At 60.3% G+C, this 21951-nt stretch carries 28 protein-coding genes; 20 read left to right on the plus strand and 8 right to left on the minus strand.

Going from position 1 to position 21951, the window contains the following annotated elements:
- The first annotated feature begins 1 nt into the window (after window position 1).
- From F6A13_RS02055 to rplQ, 8 genes are all read left to right on the plus strand, one after another.
- Complete coding sequence (locus F6A13_RS02055; protein ID WP_225981911.1) at window positions 2–658, plus strand: adenylate kinase; 657 nt, start codon at window positions 2–4, stop codon at window positions 656–658.
- A complete protein-coding gene (gene infA, locus F6A13_RS02060; protein ID WP_009568282.1) occupies window positions 659–877 on the plus strand; it encodes a translation initiation factor IF-1 in 219 nt (72 codons plus the stop codon).
- 8 nt (window positions 878–885) lie between these two features.
- Entirely contained in the window at window positions 886–999 is a 114-nt protein-coding gene (gene rpmJ / locus F6A13_RS02065; RefSeq protein WP_009568281.1) for a 50S ribosomal protein L36, read from the plus strand.
- A 63-nt stretch (window positions 1000–1062) separates the two neighbouring features.
- Window positions 1063–1419 carry a 30S ribosomal protein S13 gene (gene rpsM / locus F6A13_RS02070; protein ID WP_113527415.1) on the plus strand — a complete coding sequence of 119 codons (357 nt, stop codon included), beginning with the start codon at window positions 1063–1065 and terminating at the stop codon, window positions 1417–1419.
- A 17-nt stretch (window positions 1420–1436) separates the two neighbouring features.
- Window positions 1437–1832, plus strand: coding sequence for a 30S ribosomal protein S11 (gene rpsK / locus F6A13_RS02075; protein WP_009568279.1), 396 nt, complete (start codon window positions 1437–1439; stop codon window positions 1830–1832).
- Between the two features lie 20 nt (window positions 1833–1852).
- Window positions 1853–2479 carry a 30S ribosomal protein S4 gene (rpsD, locus tag F6A13_RS02080; protein WP_012536098.1) on the plus strand — a complete coding sequence of 209 codons (627 nt, stop codon included), beginning with the start codon at window positions 1853–1855 and terminating at the stop codon, window positions 2477–2479.
- 22 nt (window positions 2480–2501) lie between these two features.
- Complete coding sequence (locus F6A13_RS02085; RefSeq protein WP_126604533.1) at window positions 2502–3521, plus strand: DNA-directed RNA polymerase subunit alpha; 1020 nt, start codon at window positions 2502–2504, stop codon at window positions 3519–3521.
- A gap of 30 nt (window positions 3522–3551) precedes the next feature.
- A complete protein-coding gene (gene rplQ / locus F6A13_RS02090) occupies window positions 3552–3926 on the plus strand; it encodes a 50S ribosomal protein L17 (protein ID WP_012536100.1) in 375 nt (124 codons plus the stop codon).
- Between the two features lie 159 nt (window positions 3927–4085).
- Here rplQ and dut read toward each other — a convergent pair whose 3' ends face one another.
- A complete protein-coding gene (gene dut / locus F6A13_RS02095) occupies window positions 4086–4538 on the minus strand; it encodes a dUTP diphosphatase (RefSeq protein ID WP_113527417.1) in 453 nt (150 codons plus the stop codon).
- A complete protein-coding gene (coaBC, locus tag F6A13_RS02100; RefSeq protein WP_126604532.1) occupies window positions 4531–5787 on the minus strand; it encodes a bifunctional phosphopantothenoylcysteine decarboxylase/phosphopantothenate--cysteine ligase CoaBC in 1257 nt (418 codons plus the stop codon). Before coaBC ends, dut begins: the two co-directional genes overlap by 8 nt.
- A 32-nt stretch (window positions 5788–5819) precedes the next feature.
- Between coaBC and radC the strand changes: the two genes are divergently transcribed.
- The 8 genes from radC (at window position 5820) to F6A13_RS02140 (ending at window position 10361) form a co-directional block, all read left to right on the plus strand.
- A complete protein-coding gene (gene radC, locus F6A13_RS02105; protein WP_126604531.1) occupies window positions 5820–6494 on the plus strand; it encodes a RadC family protein in 675 nt (224 codons plus the stop codon).
- Window positions 6491–6856: a diacylglycerol kinase gene (locus F6A13_RS02110; RefSeq protein ID WP_113527420.1), complete on the plus strand. Its 366-nt coding sequence runs from the start codon at window positions 6491–6493 to the stop codon at window positions 6854–6856. The genes radC and F6A13_RS02110 overlap by 4 nt, the downstream gene beginning before the upstream one ends.
- 3 nt (window positions 6857–6859) lie before the next feature.
- Window positions 6860–7606 carry a phosphatase PAP2 family protein gene (locus tag F6A13_RS02115; RefSeq protein ID WP_126604530.1) on the plus strand — a complete coding sequence of 249 codons (747 nt, stop codon included), beginning with the start codon at window positions 6860–6862 and terminating at the stop codon, window positions 7604–7606.
- A 164-nt stretch (window positions 7607–7770) separates the two neighbouring features.
- Entirely contained in the window at window positions 7771–8124 is a 354-nt protein-coding gene (locus tag F6A13_RS02120; protein WP_126604529.1) for a hypothetical protein, read from the plus strand.
- Window positions 8125–8147: 23 nt separating this feature from the next.
- Window positions 8148–8504, plus strand: a complete 357-nt coding sequence (locus F6A13_RS02125) for a YtxH domain-containing protein (RefSeq protein ID WP_126604528.1) — start codon at window positions 8148–8150, stop codon at window positions 8502–8504.
- Window positions 8505–8615: 111 nt separating this feature from the next.
- On the plus strand, window positions 8616–8993 hold the full coding sequence (locus F6A13_RS02130) for a DsrE/DsrF/DrsH-like family protein (protein WP_113527424.1): 378 nt from the start codon (window positions 8616–8618) through the stop codon (window positions 8991–8993).
- A gap of 7 nt (window positions 8994–9000) precedes the next feature.
- Window positions 9001–9549 carry a hypoxanthine-guanine phosphoribosyltransferase gene (locus F6A13_RS02135; protein ID WP_172959338.1) on the plus strand — a complete coding sequence of 183 codons (549 nt, stop codon included), beginning with the start codon at window positions 9001–9003 and terminating at the stop codon, window positions 9547–9549.
- Entirely contained in the window at window positions 9549–10361 is an 813-nt protein-coding gene (locus tag F6A13_RS02140) for an S-methyl-5'-thioinosine phosphorylase (protein ID WP_126604526.1), read from the plus strand. Before F6A13_RS02135 ends, F6A13_RS02140 begins: the two co-directional genes overlap by 1 nt.
- Window positions 10362–10383: 22 nt before the next feature.
- On the opposite strand, the gene gorA is transcribed toward F6A13_RS02140, so the two are convergent.
- The 4 genes from gorA to mfd all read right to left on the minus strand — a co-directional run bounded on the left by gorA (window position 10384) and on the right by mfd (window position 17266).
- Window positions 10384–11733 (minus strand): glutathione-disulfide reductase, encoded by a 1350-nt coding sequence (gene gorA, locus F6A13_RS02145; protein WP_126604525.1) that lies wholly within the window; start codon window positions 11731–11733, stop codon window positions 10384–10386.
- An 89-nt stretch (window positions 11734–11822) separates the two neighbouring features.
- Window positions 11823–12602 (minus strand): glutathione peroxidase, encoded by a 780-nt coding sequence (locus tag F6A13_RS02150; RefSeq protein ID WP_225981912.1) that lies wholly within the window; start codon window positions 12600–12602, stop codon window positions 11823–11825.
- 99 nt (window positions 12603–12701) lie between these two features.
- Window positions 12702–13820 (minus strand): phosphoserine phosphatase SerB, encoded by a 1119-nt coding sequence (gene serB, locus F6A13_RS02155; protein ID WP_126604523.1) that lies wholly within the window; start codon window positions 13818–13820, stop codon window positions 12702–12704.
- Window positions 13817–17266: a transcription-repair coupling factor gene (mfd, locus tag F6A13_RS02160; protein ID WP_126604522.1), complete on the minus strand. Its 3450-nt coding sequence runs from the start codon at window positions 17264–17266 to the stop codon at window positions 13817–13819. The genes serB and mfd overlap by 4 nt, the downstream gene beginning before the upstream one ends.
- Window positions 17267–17416: 150 nt before the next feature.
- On the opposite strand from mfd, the gene ispD reads away from it, so the two are divergent.
- The 4 genes from ispD to F6A13_RS02180 all read left to right on the plus strand — a co-directional run bounded on the left by ispD (window position 17417) and on the right by F6A13_RS02180 (window position 20246).
- A complete protein-coding gene (ispD, locus tag F6A13_RS02165) occupies window positions 17417–18130 on the plus strand; it encodes a 2-C-methyl-D-erythritol 4-phosphate cytidylyltransferase (protein WP_126604521.1) in 714 nt (237 codons plus the stop codon).
- Window positions 18131–18134: 4 nt separating this feature from the next.
- A complete protein-coding gene (gene ispF / locus F6A13_RS02170; RefSeq protein ID WP_126604520.1) occupies window positions 18135–18614 on the plus strand; it encodes a 2-C-methyl-D-erythritol 2,4-cyclodiphosphate synthase in 480 nt (159 codons plus the stop codon).
- The gene (truD, locus tag F6A13_RS02175; protein WP_126604519.1) at window positions 18607–19695 is read left to right on the plus strand and encodes a tRNA pseudouridine(13) synthase TruD; all 1089 of its coding nucleotides are present in this window, start codon (window positions 18607–18609) and stop codon (window positions 19693–19695) included. Before ispF ends, truD begins: the two co-directional genes overlap by 8 nt.
- 74 nt (window positions 19696–19769) lie before the next feature.
- Window positions 19770–20246, plus strand: coding sequence for a heavy metal-responsive transcriptional regulator (locus tag F6A13_RS02180; RefSeq protein ID WP_126604518.1), 477 nt, complete (start codon window positions 19770–19772; stop codon window positions 20244–20246).
- Between the two features lie 72 nt (window positions 20247–20318).
- Here F6A13_RS02180 and F6A13_RS02185 read toward each other — a convergent pair whose 3' ends face one another.
- Together F6A13_RS02185 and trxB are read right to left on the minus strand one after the other, a co-directional pair.
- Window positions 20319–20894 carry a Smr/MutS family protein gene (locus F6A13_RS02185; protein WP_113527434.1) on the minus strand — a complete coding sequence of 192 codons (576 nt, stop codon included), beginning with the start codon at window positions 20892–20894 and terminating at the stop codon, window positions 20319–20321.
- Window positions 20895–20897: 3 nt separating this feature from the next.
- A complete protein-coding gene (gene trxB / locus F6A13_RS02190) occupies window positions 20898–21869 on the minus strand; it encodes a thioredoxin-disulfide reductase (RefSeq protein ID WP_113527435.1) in 972 nt (323 codons plus the stop codon).
- Window positions 21870–21951 lie beyond the last annotated feature (82 nt).

Here is a 21951-nt window from a genome sequence, read left to right on the forward strand (position 1 = left end):
GGTGGCAAAGCATTTTATTTTTCTCGGTGCGCCGGGCGTTGGCAAAGGGACACAGGCGCAGCGCTTGGCCCAGTTGTTAGGCTTGCCTCATGTCTCTACCGGTGATATGCTCCGCGCCTCGGTTCAGTCCGGTAGTGACATTGGTGTTCGTGCTGCGGCGGTTATGGAGTCCGGCGCGCTCGTTGGCGACGAAATTATCATTGGCATCGTTGCAGAGCGGTTGCTTCTTCCGGATGCGGCGACGGGGGTTGTTTTCGATGGATTTCCCCGGACTATTCACCAGGCGAACGCGCTGGACGATTTGCTTGCCGGACGTGGTGATCAAATTGCGTCGGTGCTTCATATTGAGTTGGCTGATGAAGAAATCGTGGAGCGTCTTTCCGGACGGCGAGTGTGTGCGACGTGCGGGGCGATTTACCATGTACGCTATCACCCGCCTGCAGTCGAAGGGATCTGTGATGCCTGCGGGGGGGTGTTGTTGCAACGCGAGGATGATCAGCCGGCGGTGATTCGTAGGCGCCTGGCTGTTTATCAGACAGAAACTGCGCCGTTGATTGCGTATTATCACGATCGGTCTGCTTACCACTTGGTGAGCGGAGAGGGTGAGGCGGATGAGGTATTCTCTAGAATCGTGAAAGCGGTAGGGGTAGCACGCTAAATGTCGAAAGAAGATACCCTGGAAATGCAGGGTGAGGTAGTGGAGAATTTACCAAGCGCGACCTTTAAGGTTCGCTTAGAAAATGGTTATGTCGTCAATGCACATATCTCCGGGAAAATGCGGATGCATTATATTCGTATTTTGCCTGGAGATAAGGTTACTGTAGAGATGACGCCCTACGATTTAACGAAGGGTCGCATCATTTATCGTGCCAAATAGGGGGTGTCATGAAGGTTCGCGCATCTGTTAAAAAGCTTTGTCGTAACTGCAAAATTGTTCGTCGTAATGGCGTGGTTCGGGTGATTTGTGTTGAGCCGCGCCATAAACAGCGCCAGGGTTAAGGTGCGGGCGAAACTGTTTAGTCTTGTGGGGTCACCCCACTCAGTCTCTTGGAGGAATTGCGGATGGCCCGCATCGCTGGTGTAAATATTCCGAATAACAAACAAATAGAAATTGCCTTGACGTATATTTACGGTATCGGCAGAACGCGTGCCCGGACCGTTCTGAGCGCAGCCGACATTGCATGTGATATGCGGGTCAAGGATATCAGCGAGCCTGAGCTGGAACGCATACGTTCGGAGATTGCAAAGTTTCTTGTGGAGGGCGACCTGCGCCGCGAAGTTACCATGAACATAAAACGCCTGATGGACCTGGGGTGTTACCGCGGCATACGGCATCGGCGCGGCCTCCCTGTTCACGGTCAGCGGACCAAGACCAATGCGCGTACGCGTAAAGGTCCCGCCAAATCTATTACGCGATAGGCAGGAAGATTCCAGAAATGGCAAAAACTCAAACGAATACTCGTGCGCGAAAGAAGGTCAAGAAAAATGTCCTGGATGGCGTCGCGCATATTTACGCATCTTTCAACAACACGATTATCACCATCAGTGATCGTCAGGGTAATGTGCTGACTTGGGCCAGCTCCGGTGGATCGGGGTTTCGGGGCTCGCGCAAAAGTACACCTTTTGCGGCCCAGGTAGCCGCTGAAAACGCGGGTAAAAAAGCTCAGGAGTTTGGTGTAAAGAACCTGGATGTCGAAGTCCGGGGACCGGGGCCTGGACGCGAGAGCACTGTGCGTGCACTTCATTCCATTGGTTTCCGTATCGCGAGTATCCGCGATGTAACGCCGATTCCTCATAACGGATGCCGTCCGCCTAAAAAGCGGCGTGTTTAAATTTTAGGTGGAGGTTGTCTGTGGCTAAATATACGGGTCCGAGTTGTCGTTTGTGTCGGCGCGAAGGCGGAAAGTTGTTTCTCAAGGGTGAGAAATGCTTTTCTGATAAATGTCCAGTGAGTATACGGGCCTACGCCCCTGGGCAGCATGGCCAGCGGCGGGGACGTGTCAGCGAGTATGGCGGGCAGTTGCGTGAGAAGCAGAAAATCCGGCGCATTTACGGCGTGTTGGAGGGGCAGTTTCGGCGATATTTCCAGCGGGCGAGTCAGGCACGCGGTGTCACCGGCGAGTTGCTGCTTCGGTTCCTCGAGTTGCGTCTCGACAATGTTGCGTATCGTTTGGGTTTCGGCGCATCCCGTGCGGAGGCGCGCCAGGTCGTTCGTCATGGCCACATTCTGGTTAATGGCCGACGTGTGGATATTCCGTCTTACCAGGTACGTGCCGGGGACGTTGTGAGCGTCGCTGAGGCCGCCCGGACGCATATCCGTATTGCTGCATCGGTTGAAGCTACAGCAGGTCGTGGTTTCCCGGAATGGGTGAGCATGGACACTACCGAACTTAAGGCGACCATCAAAGCCGTGCCGGTGCGAGAAGACATGGCCCCGGATTTGAACGAACAGGTCGTCGTGGAGTTGTACTCTAAGTAAGACCGGGGGTTGAGGAACGCTTATGACTGAGGTTGGAGAGCTGTTGCGCCCGCAGGGCGTTGACGTGGAAGTGATTTCAGCACGCCGTGCGCGTATGGCCCTTGGGCCCTTGGAGCGTGGTTTTGGCCACACTCTGGGTAGTGGGTTGCGCCGGGTGTTGTTGTCGTCTCTCAAAGGTGCGGCGGTTACCGAGGTGGAGATTGAAGGCGTGTTGCACGAGTACTCGAGCATCGAGGGCGTGCAGGAAGACGTGGTGGATATCCTGCTCAACTTGAAGATGCTGGCGGTACGGGCGCACGGACGCGGAGATGCGGTGGTGACACTGCGCAAGCGTGGCCCCGGCCAAATGACCGGCGCCGATATCGTATCGGAACATGGTATCGAAGTGGCGAATCCGGAGCAGGTCATCGCAACGCTGACCCGCGATGTCGAACTGGTACTCCATTTGCGTATTGACGAAGGACGTGGCTATGACGCGGCTGCTACGCGACGTCAGTCGCATGAAAAACGTATCGGTGTGATGGCTCTGGACGCAAGTTTTAGTCCGGTGCTGCGGGTGAGCTATCTGGTGGAAAACGCCCGGGTTGAGCAACGTACCGACCTGGATCGTCTAGTACTGGATGTCGAAACCAATGGTGTGGTGGATCCGGTCTGGGCGGTGCAGGAGGCTGCCCGCATTTTTCGCAGTCAGCTTGGCGTGCTGGCGGGTGCGGAAACCCTGGAAATACCAGAGGCATCGCAAGTGCAGGTCAGCCAGAGCCTTACGCCCCTGTTGATTCGTCCGGTCGATGATCTGGAACTCACGGTGCGGTCGGCGAACTGCTTGAAGGCTGAGGACATTTTTTATATCGGCGATTTAGTGCAGAAATCGGAGCAGGAACTTTTAAAGGCGCCTAATCTGGGACGCAAGTCGCTCAATGAGATAAAGGAAGTTTTGGTGGCGCATGGCCTGACGTTGGGGATGCGACTCGACAGCTGGCCGCCGGAAAATCTGCCGCCGGTGCCCGGGCGAGCGGCAGATACGGACTCGATCATCGGCTAACGTTAGAAATTATGTAGAGGGAATGGTGCCATGCGTCATCGTAAAAGTGGTAAACAGTTAAATCGTAATAGCAGTCATCGACAGGCCATGTTTGCGAACATGATGGTGTCGTTGTTTCATCATGAGCGGATCGTTACTACCTTGCCGAAAGCCAAGGAGTTGCGGCGCTTTGCCGAGCCCATGATCACGCTTGCGAAGGAGGCGACCGTCGCAAAACGACGTCTGGCATTTTCTCGCCTGCGCGATCGCCAGGCAGTGGTAAAATTGTTTGATGACCTTGGCCCGCACTACCTGGCGCGGCCAGGTGGTTATTTGCGTATCGTCAAATACGGTTTTCGGGCTGGTGATAATGCGCCGTTGGCTATTGTCGAGCTGGTAGACCGGCAAACGGCAGCCGCCGAATAATTCTGTATGTCGTGATCAGAAAACCGGCCCGTCCTTCGTGGCCGTTTTTTTTGCTCAGGTCGCTATGCCCCTATACGTTCGCTAACGGGGTCAGCCCCGCCCGAGGCTTCGGTGGTACCTGCGCTAGTAGGCCACGTCGGGAGGGAGCGTACCCGCCTGTTATTGTCGTCCGGTGCTGCCAAATCCGCAGGCACCCCGTACGCTGGCTGCAAAATGGTCCACCACCGTAATGGCGGGACGGATAACCGGCACCAGCACCAGTTGCGCGACGCGCTCACCAGGTTCGATGAGTATTTCTGCGCTGCCGCGATTCCACAGGGACATCTTCAGCGGCCCTTGGTAATCCGCATCGATGAGGCCCACCAAGTTGCCCAGTACCAACCCGCGGTGCCCCAGACCGGAGCGCGGCAGCAACAGCGCTGTAACCTGAGGGTTGCCGATATGCATGGCAAATCCGGCGGAGACGAGTTCGGCCTGCCCCGGAGCCAGCCGCAGCGGGTTGTCCAGACAGGCACGTAGGTCCATGCCTGCTGCGTCGGCGCTGGCGTAATGAGGAAGAGGCCAATCCTGGCCGATACGCGGATCCAGGATGCGAATTTGCAGGTTATTCATGAAGGTCTTCAATCTCCGTTCCAGGCAGTGAGATAAAACTACTGAGGTGACGCACCAGGTGGCGCGCCAGATCGATTTTGCTGCAGCGCGGGATGTGCAGCACCCGTTCACCCTGCAGGATGCTGCAGGCATTATCGGCGGCCCCCATCCCCAGCTCGGCAGAATTGATATCGTTGACCACGATAACGTCCGCGCCCTTGCGCTGCGCCTTGGTACCAGCGGTGGCAAGGTGATTATGGGTCTCGGCTGCGAAGGCGACGATATAGCGTGGTCGCCGGGAATCCCGATCTACAGCACTGACAATATCCGGATTGATGCTGAGGGGAAGGGGATTGGCAATAGCGGTTTTGCTGAGCTTTTGGGCGCTGAAGTGACTCGGTCTATGGTCGGCCACGGCAGCGTTGGCGATAAATATATCCGTCGGTCGGTCCAGAGCCTGCAGGCAGGCCGTGAGCATATCCCGCGCAGAGACGACATCCAGGCGGCTTACTCCCGGCGGGGTTTGTTCATGGGTGGGTCCGGTAATCAGTAGCACCTCCGCTCCCGCTTCTGCGCAGGCCTGGGAGAGGGCGAAGCCCTGGCGGCCACTAGCCCGATTGCTGAGACCTCTTGCCGGATCGATTGCCTCCCAAGTCGGACCGGCGGTAATGAGGACACGTTGGCCGCGCAGGGTTTTCTCGGCCAGGGCTAGACGTAGTTCGCCCACCAGCCGGTCGGGCGCCAACAATCGTCCAGCGCCGTCCTCGCCGCAGGCGAGACTGCCGCTGTCGGGACCCAAGAAGTGGGCGCCATCCGCCTGGAGCTGCGCAAGGTTACGTTGAGTCGCGGGGTGCATCCACATGGCACTGTTCATCGCGGGTGCGAGAAAAAGCGGCACACGACTGGCGAGCACAATGGTGCCGAGGAGGTCATCCGCCAGACCTTGAGCGAGACGGGCCATTCCGTTAGCGGAGATGGGCGCGATCAGGAGGGCGTTCGCCCAGCGGGCCAGACGGATATGGTCCATGGCCGCCTCTTCGGTAGCGGCAAAGAGATCGCTACGCACGGGCTCGCCGCTCATGGCCTGCAAGGTCAGCGGGGTTACAAACTGTGCTGCGCTCCGTGTCATGACTACACGCAACTCTACACCGGCCTGGCGCAGGGCGCGCACGATTTCCGGGCTTTTGTAGGCGGCAATACTGCCGCCCACGCCTAGAAGAATCCGTTTGCCAGCGAGGGGCTCCGTCGTGTTGAATACGCTATCAGTCATCACATTCCCAGTGTAAGGGAAGGAGGGAGCGTATGGCCATCACTGATTGGCCGATGGACGAGCGTCCGCGGGAAAGATTATTGCAAAAAGGGGCCGCGACGCTGTCGGATGCGGAATTGCTGGCGATTTTTCTGCGGGTGGGGGTGGTGGGTAAAAGCGCAGTGGATCTGGCCAGGGAGCTGCTGCTGAGTTTTGGCAGTTTGCGGGCATTGCTCACTGCCTCCCATCATGATTTTTGTGTACATAAAGGACTCGGCGACGCGAAATATGCCCTCCTGCAGGCGGTGCTGGAAATGGGTAGGCGTCATCTTGCCGAGGAGTGGCAACGTGGGGACGGCCTTGATTCGCCGCTGCGGGTACGACAGTATCTGTCTGCTACTTTGCGTGACCGCTGCCGGGAGGTTTTTGCGGTGATCTTTCTGGATAATCGGCACCGGGTGCTGCGTTTTGAGGAGATGTTCCTCGGCACTATCGACGGCGCTACGGTGCACATTCGCGAAGTGCTGAAGCGCGCCCTCGAGCTGAATGCGGCGGCGCTCATCGTTGCGCACAATCATCCCTCCGGTGTGGCGGAGCCCAGCGCGGCGGACCTTTCCCTGACGCGGCGTCTGGATCAGGCCATGCAACTACTGGACTTGCGCTTGCTGGATCACTTCATTGTCGGTGATGGTGAGCCTTTGTCCTTGCGCGAACAGGGGGGCTGGTGAAAAAAAACAGCGCCTTATGGCGGCGCGCCCTTTTTGCGGGGCGTGGGTTGTGGATCGCTACCCGCGAGGAAGCCAGCTTCCGGACCGAGTTGCTGGCGGTGGCGGGGGGCGTGATCCTTCTGTACTGGACAGGGGCGTCTCTCCTTTGGTGGGGGGTCGGCATTTTGCTCATGGGCACGGTGCTTGCGGCAGAATTGCTCAACAGCGCCGTAGAATCGCTCGCTGATCTCGTAAGCCCGGAATATCACCCTCTGGTAGCGCGCGCGAAGGATTGCGGCGCGGCGGCGGTGCTGGTACTGAGCTTCACCGCAGTACTGATCGCCGCGTTGCTGTTATGGCGGTACCTGCGCATGGGGGGGTGACCGATGCGCGGACCACAACGCTGGGAATTGCTGGCTTTATTGCTACTCGCTGTGGGGCTGGCGGCGTTACTCTGGCTTTATGCGGGAGATCTTCTGGCGGGTCTGCTCCTGCATCGGGTAGCACTGCTGGACGCCCGTTGGGAGACAGTGATTCTGCAATCCAGGACCCCTGGTTGGCAGCCATTCTGGGCCAGGGTGACACAGCTCGGCGGGCCGGATTTTCTGCCTTGGCTGCTGGCGCTGATGGCCGCTGCCTGTTTCGCAACCTGGCGTTTCTTTGATGGTTTCCTGCTGGTATTCGGCACGGCGATATTGGCCGTACTCGTTCAACTGATCAAAGTGACAACCGCACGTGCTCGTCCCCCGGGCGCGGCGGAAATGTTGCCAGCCGCGTTTCCCAGTGGACATGTGAGCGTCAGCGTCGTGGTCTATGGCCTGCTGGCGCTCTACCTCCTTGCCACGCTGCGGCATCGAGGCCTGCGTCTGGCGCTGGTGACGGTGCTTGCGGGTTTGGTGGCGGCTATCTCCTGGAGTCGTCTGATCCTCGGGGTGCATTGGCCCAGTGATGTGCTCGGCGCATGGTTGCTGTCCGGACTATGGCTGGTCCTGCTCTGGGGGGTTTGGCGAACTTATCATTCCCGGCATCCATACTACAGATTGACCGGTGCGCGGCAGACCTGGAGCAGGGTGGCTCTCGGGCTGCTGGGTGTCGTCGGACTGGCCGTGATGGGATATGTATTGTCATTCTGAGGAAGCCTGCGCGCGTCACCTTGGCGCCTGCGATTTTACCCAGCCCGCAGATGCGGCTTATAATGAAAAGAGGTGGCGCGATAGGCACGGGGTTGTGGCGGATTGTTGCCCTTCACCGCATTTAATGGCATTGGCTTTCGGTGTCCGGAAGCTTGGGGGGGAGGATGACTGTCAGTGCGGGGGTAACCATCATTGCCATTGTCATGATCATTATTCTGTTGGTCATCACGGTGACAGCGGTCGTGCTGATACGGACCCAGTTGCGTCTGGAAAGGCTGCTGGCCAGGGCTGAACAAGACATTGGACCGCTGATATTCGATGCCAAGGTGGCATTGGCGGATATCAAACATATTACCCGGACCGGGCGAGTACAGATGGATCGGGTGGACTCCACACTCAGGTATCTGAGTGTGGAGATCATGGATACCGCGGATTCCCTGGTTCGTCCGGTTCGAGAACTGGGGCTGTGGTATCATGCGCTACGCACAGGGTGGCGTTATTTTTCCCGGAAACATTAGCTGGAAACACTGAGGAGACCACAATGAAGAACGCGGAAGGCTTTGTTATCGGAGTGCTGGTTGGTGCCGTTGGTGCCCTGCTGCTGGCCCCGGCCAGCGGCGCAGAGACGCGCCAGGAATTGCGGCGCGCGGTCGACAAAGGCCGTGATCGTCTACGCAATATGGAGTCTGTGGCGGAAGAACGCATCGGCGTACTCATTGACGAAATCCAGGAGAAAACTGCACATCTGATGGATGTGGGCGGTGATTTGGTCGAGTCCAGACGCCAGGATCTGCTGGAAGCCATTCAGGTGGCCAAGCGCGCACTGGCTGAGGAGCGGGATATCCTGACCCGGGCCAGCCGGGCGCGCCGTGTGGAGGTGCAGGATATCGACCACTAAGGACTCCTGGCGGGGCCTTACGACTTTTTATGGTGTAATCAATCATTTCATGGCGCGGCGCTGGATCGGGACGGCTATGATGGGCGGGCTGAATTTCACAAGGAGATATACATGGCTGATAAGTTGCTGATGGTTATGGTGAACACCGATCCTTCCAACCCCCAGGAGTTGGGCGCGCCCTTTTTCCAGGCGACGGTGGCTGCCGCGATGGATTTTGAGGTCGAAGTTGTGCTGACCGCCCGTGCCGGCGAGCTGGCCAAAAAGGGTGTGGCGGAGAAAATGTTTGTTATGCCGGGCAGCCCCAAGAGTGTCTACGACTTTATCAAGGACGCCCATGAGGCAGGCGTGAAGTTCTTTGTCTGCACCCCGACCCTTGAGTTGTGGGAATGCACCAAGGAAGACCTGATCCCCGAAGTCCAGGACATCGTCGGTGGCGCTTATGTCATCGAGCAGGCAATGGATGACAACGTGGTCACCTTTACCTACTAGTGCCATTATGACACCTACCCATTTAGGGCCCGCTGAGCATCTGTTCAGCGCGGAAGAGGTGGAGACGGCCATCCAGCGGATGGCCGTTGCCATTAATGAAGAGATGGAACATCTGACGCCGCATCGTCCGGTGGTATTGCTTTGTGTGCTGACGGGTGCCGTCGTGGTGGTCGGCCAATTGATGCCGCACCTGCGTTTTCCCCTGGTGCTCGATTGTGTGCAAGTCGGTCGCTATGGCGCCGAAACCAGTGGTGGTGTCTTGCAGTGGCGCACGCGCCCCAAAGAACCACTGGCAGGCGCGGTAGTTTTGCTGGTGGACGATATCCTTGACGAGGGCGTGACCTTGCAAGCTTTGCAGGAATATTGCGCGGCGGAGGGCGCTGCCGCCATCCATACGGCGGTGATGGTGCGGAAAATCCGTTCCCGCGCGATCGATGTGCGGGTGGACTATGTGGGGCTGGAAGTGCCGGATCGCTTTGTGTTTGGGTACGGGCTGGATGCCCGCGGCCTGGGGCGGAATGCGCCGGGTATTTTTGTTTTGCCGGAGGACGGCTGATGGGTGTGGCGGGCATTATCGGTGGCAGTGGTCTGACCGGGCTCAAAAATTTGCAAATTCGTCACCGCCGGGTAATCCGTACGCCCTTTGGGGAGACATCTGGCCCGTTGACCTTTGGTCAAATGGGTGGGCAGGAAGTCGTTTTCATCGCGCGCCACGGCTATGGCCATACCATTCCTCCGCACCGGGTCAATTATCGCGCCAACATCTGGGCGCTTCATCATGTCGGGGTGACACATGTGGTGGCGGTGGCGGCGGTGGGCGGTATCACCGCCGCCATGCGGCCAGGCGTTCTCTGTCTGCCGGATCAACTGATCGATTATACCAGTGGGCGTCCCAGTACCTTCTTTGAAGGTGGCGAGAGCATGGTGGTACATATCGACTTTTCTGAGCCCTATTGCCAACCGGTGCGTGAGCGCCTGCTGCAGGCGGCAGGATCTGCGGATATCGTCGTTATCGACGGTGGCACTTATGCGGCCACCCAAGGGCCACGCCTGGAAACCATTGCTGAAATCCGCCGGATCGAAAGGGATGGTGGCGATGTGGTGGGGATGACCGGGGCTCCAGAAGCGGTATTGGCGCGGGAAATCGGCCTGTGCTATGCGCCCTTGTCGCTGGTGGTCAATCTGGCGGCGGGCAAGTCGGCGGAGCCCATTACCATGGAGGCCATCGACATGGTAATGCATGAGGGGATGGAAAAGGTGCGAAAAGTGCTGGGGAATGTCGTACCGCTACTTGCGGATTGCCCGCAGTGCGGTTGTGGAACCGCGGTGGGACCGGAGGCTCTCCGGCAGTTGCATAACAAGAAGTAAGCTGCGGCTTTGCTCCGGCCCTTCAGCGCATGGTGACGAATTCCTCGGCGCTGGTGGGGTGGATGGCAATGGTGTCGTCAAGATCCTGTTTCGTTGCACCCATGCGCAGCGCTACCGCAAAGCCTTGGAGCATTTCATCCACACCGTCGCCGATGGCGTGCAGACCGACGACCTTTTCCTCCCGGCCCACCGTGACCAGCTTCATCGCCGTTTTTTCTGGTTCTGCCGCAAAAGCGCGGAGCATCGGGGTGAAGGTCGTCTGGTAGACCTTGACCGCCTCTTCTCCGTATTGCTCCTGGGCGGCAGCCTCACTGAGGCCGACCGTCGCGATGGGGGGGTGACTGAAGATCACCGTGGGTACCACGAGGGTGTCGAGATGCCGCTCCGCCTGGTCGCCGAAGATGCGGTCGGCGAGACGACGTCCGGCGGCGATGGCTACCGGGGTGAGGGCTGGTCCCGCTGTGACATCGCCGACCGCGTAGACACCCGGTGCATCGGTGTTCTGGAAGGCATCCACGGGGATAAAACCCTGCGGGTCGGCAGTAATGTTTGCGAACTCCAGACCAAGGTCGGCGCTGTTCGGGCGACGGCCGATGGCCCAGATGACGGCATCCAGCCCTCCGAGGCAGTCGCCATCGTGGAAATGCAGGCATAAGCCATCGGCGCGTTTTTCCAGTTCCCGGACCTGGCGCTGGGCGAGAAGGCTGATGCCTTGCCGGAGCATGGCATCCATCAAGCTCTCGCGCAGCATCGGATCGAAATCATTGAGGAAGTGCCTGCGGCGCATGACCAGGGAAACGTCACTGCCGAGAGCGTGGAGTACCCCGGCGAGTTCCACGGCGATATAACCGGCGCCCACCACGGCAACACAGCGGGGCCTCGATTCCAGTGCGAAGAATCCGTCCGAGGTGATGCCCAGTTCTGCACCCGGAATATCGGGCCAGACCGGATGCCCCCCCGTGGCGATCAGGATGTGTGCGGCTTCCAGGGTGTGGTCGCCGACATGGATCCGATGCGCGCCGGAAAAACGGGCATGTCCGCGGATCAGGGAGACGCCGTTACCATCCAGGCCTTGGGCATAGCGATCATTGAGCCGCCCGATGTAGGCGTCACGCTGCTGCTTCAGGTGTTCCCAGTGGAACCGTGGTTCTATGGTATCGAAGCCATATTCTCCTGCCATCTTCATTTGCCCGGCAAGGTGGGCGGCATTCCAGTAGATTTTTTTGGGGACGCAGCCTGCATTCACACAGGTGCCGCCCAATGGACCGGCGGCGACCAGCGCGGTGACTGCCCCGTAACGGGCGGCGCGGTTGGCCATGGCAATGCCTCCGCTGCCTCCACCAATGACGATGAGATCGTAGGATTGGGTCATGATAGCTCCCTTTTTTCGGGGTTGAACGAAGCAGGAAGGACGTCATCCCCGGCATACTGCTGGAGATGACCATCCGAAGGGATGTGCCCTTACTTCCCGTCGAAATATTTCTCCAGGTCGTCGGCGCCGCCGATGTGTTTGCCGCCGATAAAGATCTGCGGCACGGTGGAGCGTCCGCTCACCGCGCGAATCGTCCGCGAGCTGACTCTGGTACCCATACCTGTCCTGATCTCTTCAAAGGCCATGCCGTGCTCCTTCAACATTGCCTTGGCGCGGGCACAATATGGGCAGCCTTCGCGGGCAAAGATGGTGACGAATTCGGGATCGCGTGCTTCCGGGTTAATGTAGTGGAGCATGGTATCGGCGTCAGAGACCTCGAAGGGATCACCCGGTTTGTCGGGTTCGATGAACATTTTCTCGATGATGCCGTTCTTCACCAGCATGGAGTAGCGCCAGGAACGCTTGCCGAACCCAAGTTCGCTCTTGTCCACCAGCATGCCCATGCCTTCCGTGAATTCGCCATTGCCATCGGGAATCAGGTGGATGTTTTCGACAGCCAGTTCTTTGGCCCAGGCGTCCATGACAAAGGCGTCATTCACCGACATGCAGAGGATGTCATCTACGCCATTTTCGCGAAAGCTCGGCGCAAGTTCATTGTAGCGCGGCAGATGGCTAGAGGAACAAGTGGGGGTATAGGCGCCGGGCAGGGAGAACACGATCACGGTCTTGCCCTTGAAAAGTTCGTCGGTGCTGACGTCACGCCACTGATTATCATCGCGGGTGCGGAACACGACCTGGGGAACACTTTGGCCTTCTATGCTGGTCAGTTTCATCTCGGTCTCCTGTTTACGCTGCAGTTGCGGCACCATTGCCGATGTGCACCAGATTGTTCTGTGCTGCACATGGGCTGATAATAGAATAAGTCTAAAACAATATCAAGTATTACAATGTTGGCCGAAGTGCGAGGTTCAGGCTGTGTTCCAGCCGAGATAGGCGGCGGCGGTATCGAGACCGCCGTAGCGAATCTGAAAATCCGCCTGGGCGCGGACGACCGCTTTGGCGTGGTAGGCAATGCCTATGCCGGCTTTGCGGATCATGGGCAGATCGTTGGCGCCATCTCCGAGGGCGATGCAATGACCGGCGTCGGTGCCCAGACCGATGGCCAGCAGGTCGAGGATGTCGGCTTTGGCGGCGGCATCGACGATATCTCCGAGTACCTGGCCGGTGATTTGCCCTTGGATGATTTCCAGGGTGTTGGCGAAGGCGTAATCGAGGTGCAGTGCTTCCTGCAGGTGGCGAGTAAACTGGGTGAAGCCCCCGGATACGACACCGACCTCGACGCCCTGGGACTTGGCCGCCGCCACCAGTTCGCGGGCACCGGGACTGAGCCGCAGTCGTTCGCGGATGATGGTGTCGATACTGCTTGCCGGGGTGCCCGCCAGGAGGCGTACCCGTTCGCGCAGGGAGGTCTGGAAATCCAGCTCGCCCGCCATGGAGCGTTCGGTGATGGCGGCAACCTGCCGTCTGAGACCGAGGTGTTCGGCTAGTTCATCAATGCATTCAATGCTGATCAGCGTAGAATCCATGTCGGTCAGCAGCAGGCGGAAATGCCCCTTGTCCCACAGCGGAGAAACCGCAACATCCAGCGCGATCCCCTCCAGGGCTTCGATGAGGCGATGATTCACGGCGCTCAGAGGGCCGCGGGGACCGTGCAGGATCAGGGCCAGATCGTCGTCCTGGCAGTGGAGTACGCGGCCCGGCATAAAGTTTTGCAGGTGAAGGGTGGTCAGTGCGCGGCGCAGCGCCTCGGGCTGCGCCGTTCCATGCAGCACCAGACGTACAGCGCCATCGGCACTGCTCATGGGGGCCCAGATCACCTCCCGCTCCTGGTGCAGGGCCTGGCGCGAGAGTTCGTCGAGGAAAGGGGCGATTTCACCGGTGGTGACGGGCATATCCCAGCTTTGCAGCCAGCAACCCCATACCTCCTGGTGACTTTCCACCTCCGCCACCAGTTGGCCCATACTGGCCGGCAGACTCATGGGCCCGCGGGCGGCAGGGCTGAGAATGGCAAGGCGGGTACTGCTCATGGTTGAATCCTCAGTTGGTCGATGAGTTGCAGCAATTCCTGACAGCGCGCTTCGCCGTCGGGCAGGTCGCGGCGGATGCGCAGGCGGTGCTCGCCATCCAGCTGGTAGATACTGTGAGGTTGCTGGATGAGCCGGATGATTTTGTCGGGGGCCACCTGGTTTTCGGCGGCAAATTGCAGGCGGGCACCGGCGGGACCGGCATCGATCTGTTCAATGCCGGTCTGGGTAGCGACAAGACGCAACCGGGTCTGACAGAGCAGGGTGCGGGTCGGCGCCGGGATGGGTCCGAAGCGGTCGATCATCTCCACCATGATCTCACCGATGGCGGTGTCGCTGCGCACATCGCTGAGGCGCTTGTATAGTTGCAGGCGCAAATGCACGTCGGGCAGATAGTCGTCGGGGATGAGCGCCGGTGTGTTGAGATGGATCTCGGGACCGCTCGCGCGTTGTTCCTCCAGACTGCGGGGATCCCGCCCCGCACGTATGGCTGCCACGGCATCGTCCAGCCATTCCATGAAGAGGGTGAAACCCACCTCATCCATGTGCCCGCTCTGCTCTTCGCCGAGCAACTCGCCAGCACCGCGGATTTCCAGGTCGTGGCTGGCCAGGGCAAAGCCGACGCCCAGATCTTCCAGGGACTGGATGGCGTCGAGGCGGCGCCGGGCATCGTCGCTCATGGCCCGAAGGTCGGGGGTGAACAGGTAGGCGTAGGCGCGTTGATGGGAACGACCAACCCGGCCGCGCAACTGATGGAGCTGCGCCAGACCAAATTTATCGGCGCGGTTGATGAGGATGGTGTTGGCATGGGGGTTGTCGATACCCGACTCGATGATGGTGGTGCAGAGGAGGATGTCGAAGCGCTGATGGTAAAAATCCAGCATCACCGCTTCCAGCTCGCCCTCGGGCATCTGGCCATGGGCCACGCGCAGGCGCGCTTCCGGTAGCAGGCGGCGCAGTGTGGCCGCCATGCGCTCGATGTCGCGTACCTCATTATGCAGAAAATATACCTGACCACCGCGATGCAACTCGCGCTGGCAGGCTTCGATCACCGTCGCATCATCCCAGATTTGCACAAAGGTGCGTACCGGCTGGCGGCGCTGGGGTGGCGTGGCGATGATGGATAAGTCACGCAGGCCGGCCAGCGAGAGATTGAGAGTGCGGGGGATCGGCGTTGCGGTCAGGGTGAGGATATCCACCTCGGAGCGCAGGGCCTTGATCCGCTCCTTCTGGCGCACCCCGAAGCGATGCTCCTCATCCAGAATCAGCAGCCCCAGATCGTGGAAGGCGACATCCTTTTGCAGCAGGCGATGAGTGCCGATCAGGATATCCACCTCCCCTACGGACACTGCCGTGAGCACTTGCTTGTGCGTTTTGGTATTCTGGAAACGGGAGAGCACTTCCACCCGCAGGGGCAGCCCGGCGCAGCGGTTCCGGAAATTCTCGTAATGCTGCTGGGCGAGCAGGGTGGTGGGGACCAGTACGGCCACCTGCGCACCACTGTGCGCGGCCAGAAAGGCCGCACGGAGCGCCACCTCGGTTTTGCCGAAGCCGACATCGCCGCAGACCAGGCGGTCCATGGGGTGGGGGCTGGTCATATCGGCAATGACTGCGTCAATGGCTTGTTGCTGATCCGGGGTTTCCTCAAAGGGAAAGCGGGACACGAATTCCCAATAGGCGTCATCCGGTTCGGGAAAAGCCCGGCCGGTGCGCGCCGCGCGGCGGGCATAGATATCCAGCAGTTCGCTGGCGGCATCGATGGCCTTTTGCCGCGCCTTGGCCTTGGACTTTTCCCAGTGATTGCTGCCGAGGCGGGAGAGCACCGGTTCCGTCGCACCATTACCCACGTAGCGGGCGATACGATCCAGATGGTCCGCCGGGACGTAGACCAGATCGCCGTTGGCATACTCCAGGACCACATATTCATTGATGTCTCCCTGGGCGGCAAAGGGCGTGGCCATGCCCTGAAAACGGCCGATGCCGTATTCCTCATGGGTAACGGCATCACCCGGCTGTAACTCGCCGAGATCGCGGACCAGGCCTTCCATGCTGCGCTGTCGGGCGTTGGCGCTCCGCCGCTGGGCAAAGACGCGGTCACCAAAAATTTGCGCCTCGGAGACCAGCGCCAGTCTGACCAGGCCATTTTCCTTGATGAGCAGGCCGCGTTCCAGGGGCGCCACGGTGATGGCGATCCGTTCCGTACCCGCCAGGAACTCCGGCCAGTCATGCACCCGGCTGGGGAGCAGTCCGCTCTTGCCAAGCCGTTCCGACAGGGCTTCCTGGCGGCCCGCTGATTCAGCGGCGAGGATGACCCGGCCCGCGGTCGGCAGATGGCGCAGAAAGGTATCCAGTGAGGCCAGCGGCGCTTCCGGGCTGCCCTGGAGGCCGGGGAGGGGGGCGGTCGGCAGACGCTCCGCATCGCCCTCCTGTTGCCCATATACCAGCGCCCGACCGCGCAGGGCATCTTCCCATTCACCGGGGGGTAGGAGCAGTTCATCAGGTGGTAGTATGGGATACACCGTATCGTGGCGCCGTTCCTCGTAGCGCTCCTGCCAGTCCTGACGAACGTGCCGGGCGGATGCCTCCAGACCGGGCGGGAGAAGGACGACGCCGTCTACGGGAAAGTGCATCAGCAGGTGGCTGCTCTCCGTAAAGAAGAGCGGGAGATAATGCTCGGCGCCTTGGGGCGCCTGTCCTCGACTGGCCGCCCGGTATATCTCGGCGCGTTGCGGGTCACCGCTGAACCGGGCGCGGAAGCGGCTGCGAAATTCCTGTAGCGCGGCAGCGTCCACCGGCACTTCCCGCGCCGGGAGCAGAGAGACCCGCTCGACCTTTTGCAGGGTACGCTGGGTTTCCGGGTCGAAGGCACGGATGCTTTCCACGACTCTATCGAAGAGCTCGATGCGATAGGGCAGGGGGCTACCACTGGGAAAGAGATCGATGATTCCACCACGCCAGGCCAATTCGCCAGCCTCCGAAACCTCACTGACATTGCGATAGCCGGCGTCGATCAGGCGCTGGCGAAAACCTTCCGGGCTCAGATGGTCGCCCACGGCGAGGACAAAGGCGTGCTGGTCGAGGAAACTGCGCGGTGGCAGGCGTTGCAAGACGGCGGATAGAGGGGCGAGACACACGCCACGCCATTCCGGCAGAGTGGCAAGGGTGGCCAGCCGGGTGGCCGTGGCATCTGCCGGCGGCGCCAGGCGGTCATAGGGAAGGGTTTCGCGGTCCGGGAAAACCAGCGGCGCGGGCAAGTCCGGTGCGAAAAAACGCCACTCGCGCTGCCATTCCTCCACGTCGCGGGCGTTCGGCAGCAGAACCAGCAGCGGGCGCTGCCACTGCCGCGTCATCTGCGCTGCCAGCCAGCTATCCGCAGCACCGTAAATTTGACTAAATACGCGTGCCGCCCCGGCGCGCGGCGGGGTGCCGAGAGAAAGACTTCGATCCAAGAATATCTGATCTTATGTGGGGACTCTGAAGACCCCTAGTGTAAAGGGGCGCCGTGGAAACTGCAAAACGGGACACCGCTTTCTTGCGTCCTCCCTCAAGACTGCGGATACTTCGGGCTGGTGGTTTGGGTCCAGAAGGTTGGGGGGAATATGGAGCGCGTCTGGGTGGTGATCCCGGCGGGAGGGCGGGGACAGCGCTTTGGCGCGGCGCAGGCCAAGCAGTACGTTCTGCTGCGCGACCGCCCCGTCATTGCCCACGCCCTGGCGGCCTTCCTTGGGGAACCGCGCATTGCCGGCATTCAGCTGGTTCTGCCGGGCGAGGATATTGCCACCGGTGCCTGGCGGGAATTGCTGGGACCCGTGCCGGCGCCGCTCCTGCCCCCGGTTGTTGGGGGCGGCCTGCGTGCCGATTCGGTGCGCCATGGTCTGGAGGCGCTGCTGCGACAGGGCGCGGTGCCGTCCGATTGGGTGCTGGTGCATGATGCCGCCCGGCCCTGTCTGCGTCGCGAAGATCTCTTGAGGCTGCTGGAAAGTCTTGCGAACGCACCCCAGGGCGCACTGCTTGCCGTGCCCGTTGCCGACACCCTCAAGCGGGGTGAGGATGGATGCTCTTCAGGTACCGTGGATCGGGAAGGATTGTGGCGCGCCCTGACTCCGCAGGCGTTCCCTCTCGGGGCGCTGCTGGTGGCCCTGGAAGCCGCGCGTGCGGAGCACCGGCAAATTACCGATGAGGCGTCGGCGATGGAGGCGCAAGGCTGGCGTCCCCGCCTGATCCCGGGACACGGCGATAACATCAAGGTAACCCTCAGTGATGATCTCATGCTCGCCGCCGCAATTCTCGCGGCGCGTGGCGAAGAAGGATAATCTTATGCAACTGCGTATTGGTCACGGCTTTGACGTACATGCGTTGGTGCCGGGAAGGGCCCTGATCCTCGGTGGTGTGTCGGTACCCTATGAACGCGGTCTTGCCGGCCACTCCGATGCTGACGTGCTTCTTCACTCCGTCTGCGATGCCCTGCTGGGGGCGGCTGCCCTGGGCGACATCGGACATCATTTCCCCGATACCGATGCCCATTTCGAAGGTGCGGATTCGCGGCTCCTGCTCCGACATTGTCGTCAGTTGGTCCAGGGGAAAGGTTTTACGGTAGGCAACGTGGACGCGACCATCGTCTGTCAGCGTCCCAAATTGGCAGATCATATCCCGCAGATGCGCGCCCATATTGCTGCTGACCTCGCCGTGGATCTCGATGCGGTCAACATCAAAGCGACCACCACAGAGCAATTGGGCTATACCGGTCGGGGTGAAGGCATTGCCGCCCACGCTGTCGTGCTGATTCGGCATGTCTGAAAGTCTGCCGCGCATCTACCCCGCAGAGAGCGGTCTGCTGGGCGCCGAAATGAGGCAGTCTCCAGAAGACTTTCAGGTCACGGAATTGCTGCCTTTTGTCCCATCCGGTATGGGTACCCATCACTGGCTGGTAGTGGAGAAACGCGGCCTCAATACGCAGGATGTGGCCCAGCGTCTGGCGCGTTGTGCCGGGGTGGCGGTCCGGGATGTGGGTTTTGCCGGTCTCAAGGACCGTCAAGCTGTTACCCGGCAGAGTTTTACGGTGCCGGCTACGGCGGGTAGCAACCCGGATTGGGGCAGTCTGGAAGACGACAGTCTGCACTTTCAGCAGATCGGCCGCCATGACCGTAAATTACGTCGGGGCGTGTTACGTGGCAACCACTTTCAACTCACTTTGCGCGCCACCACGGGAGCACACAGTCTCTGGGACGCCCGCCTGCAAATTCTCCTGAAACGAGGGTTCCCCAACTATTTCGGTGCCCAGCGCTTCGGGCACCGAAATTTGCAAGAGGCCGCGCGACTGTTATCCGGACAGCCGATGCGGGTAGACCGCCATCGGCGCGGCCTGCTCTGGTCCGCGGCCCGCTCCGCCCTGTTCAATCTGGTCCTCGCCGAGCGGGTGCGGCATGCCAACTGGACGGAGATTCTGCCGGGTGAAGTCGTGCAACTGGCTGGCTCGCACAGTATTTTTCTGGCGGAGGAGGACGATCTCGCGGATTTGCAGGCGCGCGCCGCTGAATGGGACCTGCATCCCACCGGCCCCTTACCAGGTCGTGGCGGGTTGGCGCCGACCCTGGTTGCCGCCGCACTGGAGACCTCGGCCCTGGGCGCGGGGCCGGTCATCGCCGGTACAACAGACGATGGCCTCCATTGGGCACGACGTCTTGCAGAACAAGGGCTAGACGCTGCCCGGCGTCCCTTGCGCGCGCGTCCGGAGAACCTCAGCGGCCGCTGGGAGGATGTACAAACCCTGATTCTGAGTTTTTCCCTCCCCGCGGGCGTATTCGCGACGAGTTGTGTGGAAGGCCTTTTGGGGAGGGAAATGGCGGAAGCGCAAGGCCTTGACCATTGTGTTGACTAGGGGCCTTACAACGGACACCATAGTTCGGGACGGTACGCACTCTTAAATGGCACCCTATAACGAGGAGGATGATTATGGAAGCCCCGGTAACCATCGGCCGCTTGGCGCGTGAAGCAGGGCTTGCCGCAGAGACCTTGCGTTACTATGAGCGGATCGGGCTGATTCGGCCTGTGCAGCGGACGCCATCCAACTATCGGCTCTATGACGGTGAAGCCGAAGCGCGTCTGCGTTTTATCCGGCGTGCCCAGAATCTTGGCTTTTCCCTGGCGGAAGTGAAAGAGCTGCTGGATATTAGCGGCAGTGCGGAGAATGACATGGGCGAGATCAAAGCGCTCACCGTGCAAAAACTTGCCGAGATCGATCGCAAGATCGCCGATTTGCAAAGAATGCGCACGGTCCTTGCGCAACAGGTCGACCGCTGCCCCGGCCATGGCCGAGTGGCTGATTGCCCGATCCTCGCCTCCCTGGCCGATGCGGAAAGCGCCCTGCCTGTCGGGGAGCGCTGGGGGCGGCGCGATACCCGGATACCCTGCAACGCGGCGCAGGGCTGAGGGCGGGGTACCGAAACTGTTCAACGTTGCCGTCTGTACCCGGTTAAAGGCCCGGTCTATGGTTGGGCTTGCCTATTTGCGGCGGGGCCAGCCCAGGAGAACGCGCAACGCGCCGCCGCCGCCCTCTTCTGGGCGCGCCTGAGCAAATGCCAGCACCTCCTGATGACGCATCAACCAGCCACCCACCAGCCTTTTCAGGACGGGAATGCGACCGGGGGATCCCAGCCCTTTCCCGTGGATGACGCAAACGCAGGTCCAGCGCCGTTGTCGCGCTTCCCGCAAAAATGCCGATAGTTCAGCGCGGCCTTCCTCCACGGTGCAGCCGTGCAGGTCGAGCCGCTCCTGAATCCGGAACCGGCCCCGGCGCAAGTCCCGCAGCAGCGCCGGAGACAGCCCGGGCCGCAAATAAAGCCACCCGTCTCCGGATTCCAGAATTTCGTCGCTGTGCAGACCACCGCCCAGCGCCTCCAGAACTGCCAACTCGTCCTGATGCCGCTGTATCGGCAAGGGCGGTGGCGGCGCTGGACGTGGGGGAGGGGGCGGGGCTGGCAGGGGCCGGACATCCGCTATCGCTTGCAGAAAGCAAGCGGTGTCGTCCACCCCGGTCACTCGCTCTTGTTTCTCCGACTGATCTGGCCGCCGCCCCATGGTTCAGCCCTCTTGTTGCTGCTCCAGCCAACGCTCCGCGTCCAACGCCGCCATACAGCCGGTTCCTGCACTGGTTACCGCCTGACGATATACATAATCCTGAACATCTCCGGCAGCAAATACCCCCTCGATACTGGTCGCCGTGGCCATGCCATCACGGCCGCCCCGGGTAACCAGATAACCCCCCTCGTCCATCTTCAGTTGTCCCTTGAAGATTTCGGTGTTGGGTTGATGGCCGATGGCAATGAATACACCCATCAGCGCGAGATCCTGCGTGCTGCCGTTTTCTACATGCTCAATGCGCAAGCCGGTAACTCCGGAAGCATCGCCCAGCACTTCTGCGACGGAATGATCCCAGATAACGGTGACATTTTCCTTGGCCATGAGTTTGTCTTGCAGGATTTTTTCCGCCCGGAACCTGTTGCGACGATGGATCACGGTGACATGCTTGGCAATGTTGCTGAGATATAACGCTTCCTCTACCGCCGTATTGCCGCCACCGACCACGGCCACCGCCTGCCCGCGATAGAAGAATCCGTCGCAGGTCGCACAGGCGGAAACTCCCTTGCCGCGAAACTTGTCTTCGCTGGGCAAACCCAGGTATTTGGCAGATGCGCCGGTGGCGAGAATCAGCGCATCGCAGGTATAGCAGTGCTGATCCCCACTGAGGCGAAAAGGGCGCTGACGGAGATCGGCGGTATGAATGTGGTCAAACAGAATCTCGGTATCAAAACGGCGCGCCTGTTTTTCCAGTTCCTGCATGAGTTCCGGGCCCATGATGCCGTCTGCAGCACCCGGCCAGTTATCCACCTCCGTGGTCGTCATCAGTTGGCCGCCGGGCTCCATGCCCTGCACCAGTATCGGACTCAGATTGGCGCGTGCAGCATAGATTGCCGCCGTATAACCACCGGGACCGGAGCCCAGGATAAGCAAGCGGCAATGTTTTTCATCGATGACACTTTTCGGATCGCTCATGGGCACCTCGCTGCCTATAAAGAAACGCTACCGCGCCGGCCCACTGTATGGCGGAACCGGCGCGGACCAGCGGAGAACTTCT

Origin of the sequence: Acidithiobacillus sp. 'AMD consortium' (assembly GCF_008926505.1) — a bacterium.
Classification (GTDB): Bacteria; Pseudomonadota; Gammaproteobacteria; order Acidithiobacillales; family Acidithiobacillaceae; genus Acidithiobacillus; species Acidithiobacillus ferridurans.

Excerpts from the sequence above, each read along its gene's own strand:
- dut (WP_113527417.1), bottom strand. The coding sequence starts at position 4,538 with ATGAATAACCTGCAAATTCGCATCCTGGATCCGCGTATCGGCCAGGAT.
- ispF (WP_126604520.1), top strand. The coding sequence starts at position 18,135 with ATGCAACTGCGTATTGGTCACGGCTTTGACGTACATGCGTTGGTGCCG.
- rpsK (WP_009568279.1), top strand. The coding sequence starts at position 1,437 with ATGGCAAAAACTCAAACGAATACTCGTGCGCGAAAGAAGGTCAAGAAA.
- F6A13_RS02120 (WP_126604529.1), top strand. The coding sequence starts at position 7,771 with ATGACTGTCAGTGCGGGGGTAACCATCATTGCCATTGTCATGATCATT.
- F6A13_RS02185 (WP_113527434.1), bottom strand. The coding sequence starts at position 20,894 with ATGGGGCGGCGGCCAGATCAGTCGGAGAAACAAGAGCGAGTGACCGGG.
- ispD (WP_126604521.1), top strand. The coding sequence starts at position 17,417 with ATGGAGCGCGTCTGGGTGGTGATCCCGGCGGGAGGGCGGGGACAGCGC.
- rpmJ (WP_009568281.1), top strand. The coding sequence starts at position 886 with ATGAAGGTTCGCGCATCTGTTAAAAAGCTTTGTCGTAACTGCAAAATT.
- serB (WP_126604523.1), bottom strand. The coding sequence starts at position 13,820 with ATGAGCAGTACCCGCCTTGCCATTCTCAGCCCTGCCGCCCGCGGGCCC.
- trxB (WP_113527435.1), bottom strand. The coding sequence starts at position 21,869 with ATGAGCGATCCGAAAAGTGTCATCGATGAAAAACATTGCCGCTTGCTT.
- F6A13_RS02085 (WP_126604533.1), top strand. The coding sequence starts at position 2,502 with ATGACTGAGGTTGGAGAGCTGTTGCGCCCGCAGGGCGTTGACGTGGAA.
- truD (WP_126604519.1), top strand. The coding sequence starts at position 18,607 with ATGTCTGAAAGTCTGCCGCGCATCTACCCCGCAGAGAGCGGTCTGCTG.
- coaBC (WP_126604532.1), bottom strand. The coding sequence starts at position 5,787 with ATGACTGATAGCGTATTCAACACGACGGAGCCCCTCGCTGGCAAACGG.
- F6A13_RS02150 (WP_225981912.1), bottom strand. The coding sequence starts at position 12,602 with ATGGTGCCGCAACTGCAGCGTAAACAGGAGACCGAGATGAAACTGACC.
- F6A13_RS02135 (WP_172959338.1), top strand. The coding sequence starts at position 9,001 with ATGACACCTACCCATTTAGGGCCCGCTGAGCATCTGTTCAGCGCGGAA.
- F6A13_RS02125 (WP_126604528.1), top strand. The coding sequence starts at position 8,148 with ATGAAGAACGCGGAAGGCTTTGTTATCGGAGTGCTGGTTGGTGCCGTT.
- F6A13_RS02180 (WP_126604518.1), top strand. The coding sequence starts at position 19,770 with ATGGAAGCCCCGGTAACCATCGGCCGCTTGGCGCGTGAAGCAGGGCTT.
- rpsM (WP_113527415.1), top strand. The coding sequence starts at position 1,063 with ATGGCCCGCATCGCTGGTGTAAATATTCCGAATAACAAACAAATAGAA.
- rplQ (WP_012536100.1), top strand. The coding sequence starts at position 3,552 with ATGCGTCATCGTAAAAGTGGTAAACAGTTAAATCGTAATAGCAGTCAT.
- F6A13_RS02115 (WP_126604530.1), top strand. The coding sequence starts at position 6,860 with ATGCGCGGACCACAACGCTGGGAATTGCTGGCTTTATTGCTACTCGCT.
- infA (WP_009568282.1), top strand. The coding sequence starts at position 659 with ATGTCGAAAGAAGATACCCTGGAAATGCAGGGTGAGGTAGTGGAGAAT.
- F6A13_RS02130 (WP_113527424.1), top strand. The coding sequence starts at position 8,616 with ATGGCTGATAAGTTGCTGATGGTTATGGTGAACACCGATCCTTCCAAC.
- gorA (WP_126604525.1), bottom strand. The coding sequence starts at position 11,733 with ATGACCCAATCCTACGATCTCATCGTCATTGGTGGAGGCAGCGGAGGC.
- F6A13_RS02140 (WP_126604526.1), top strand. The coding sequence starts at position 9,549 with ATGGGTGTGGCGGGCATTATCGGTGGCAGTGGTCTGACCGGGCTCAAA.
- radC (WP_126604531.1), top strand. The coding sequence starts at position 5,820 with ATGGCCATCACTGATTGGCCGATGGACGAGCGTCCGCGGGAAAGATTA.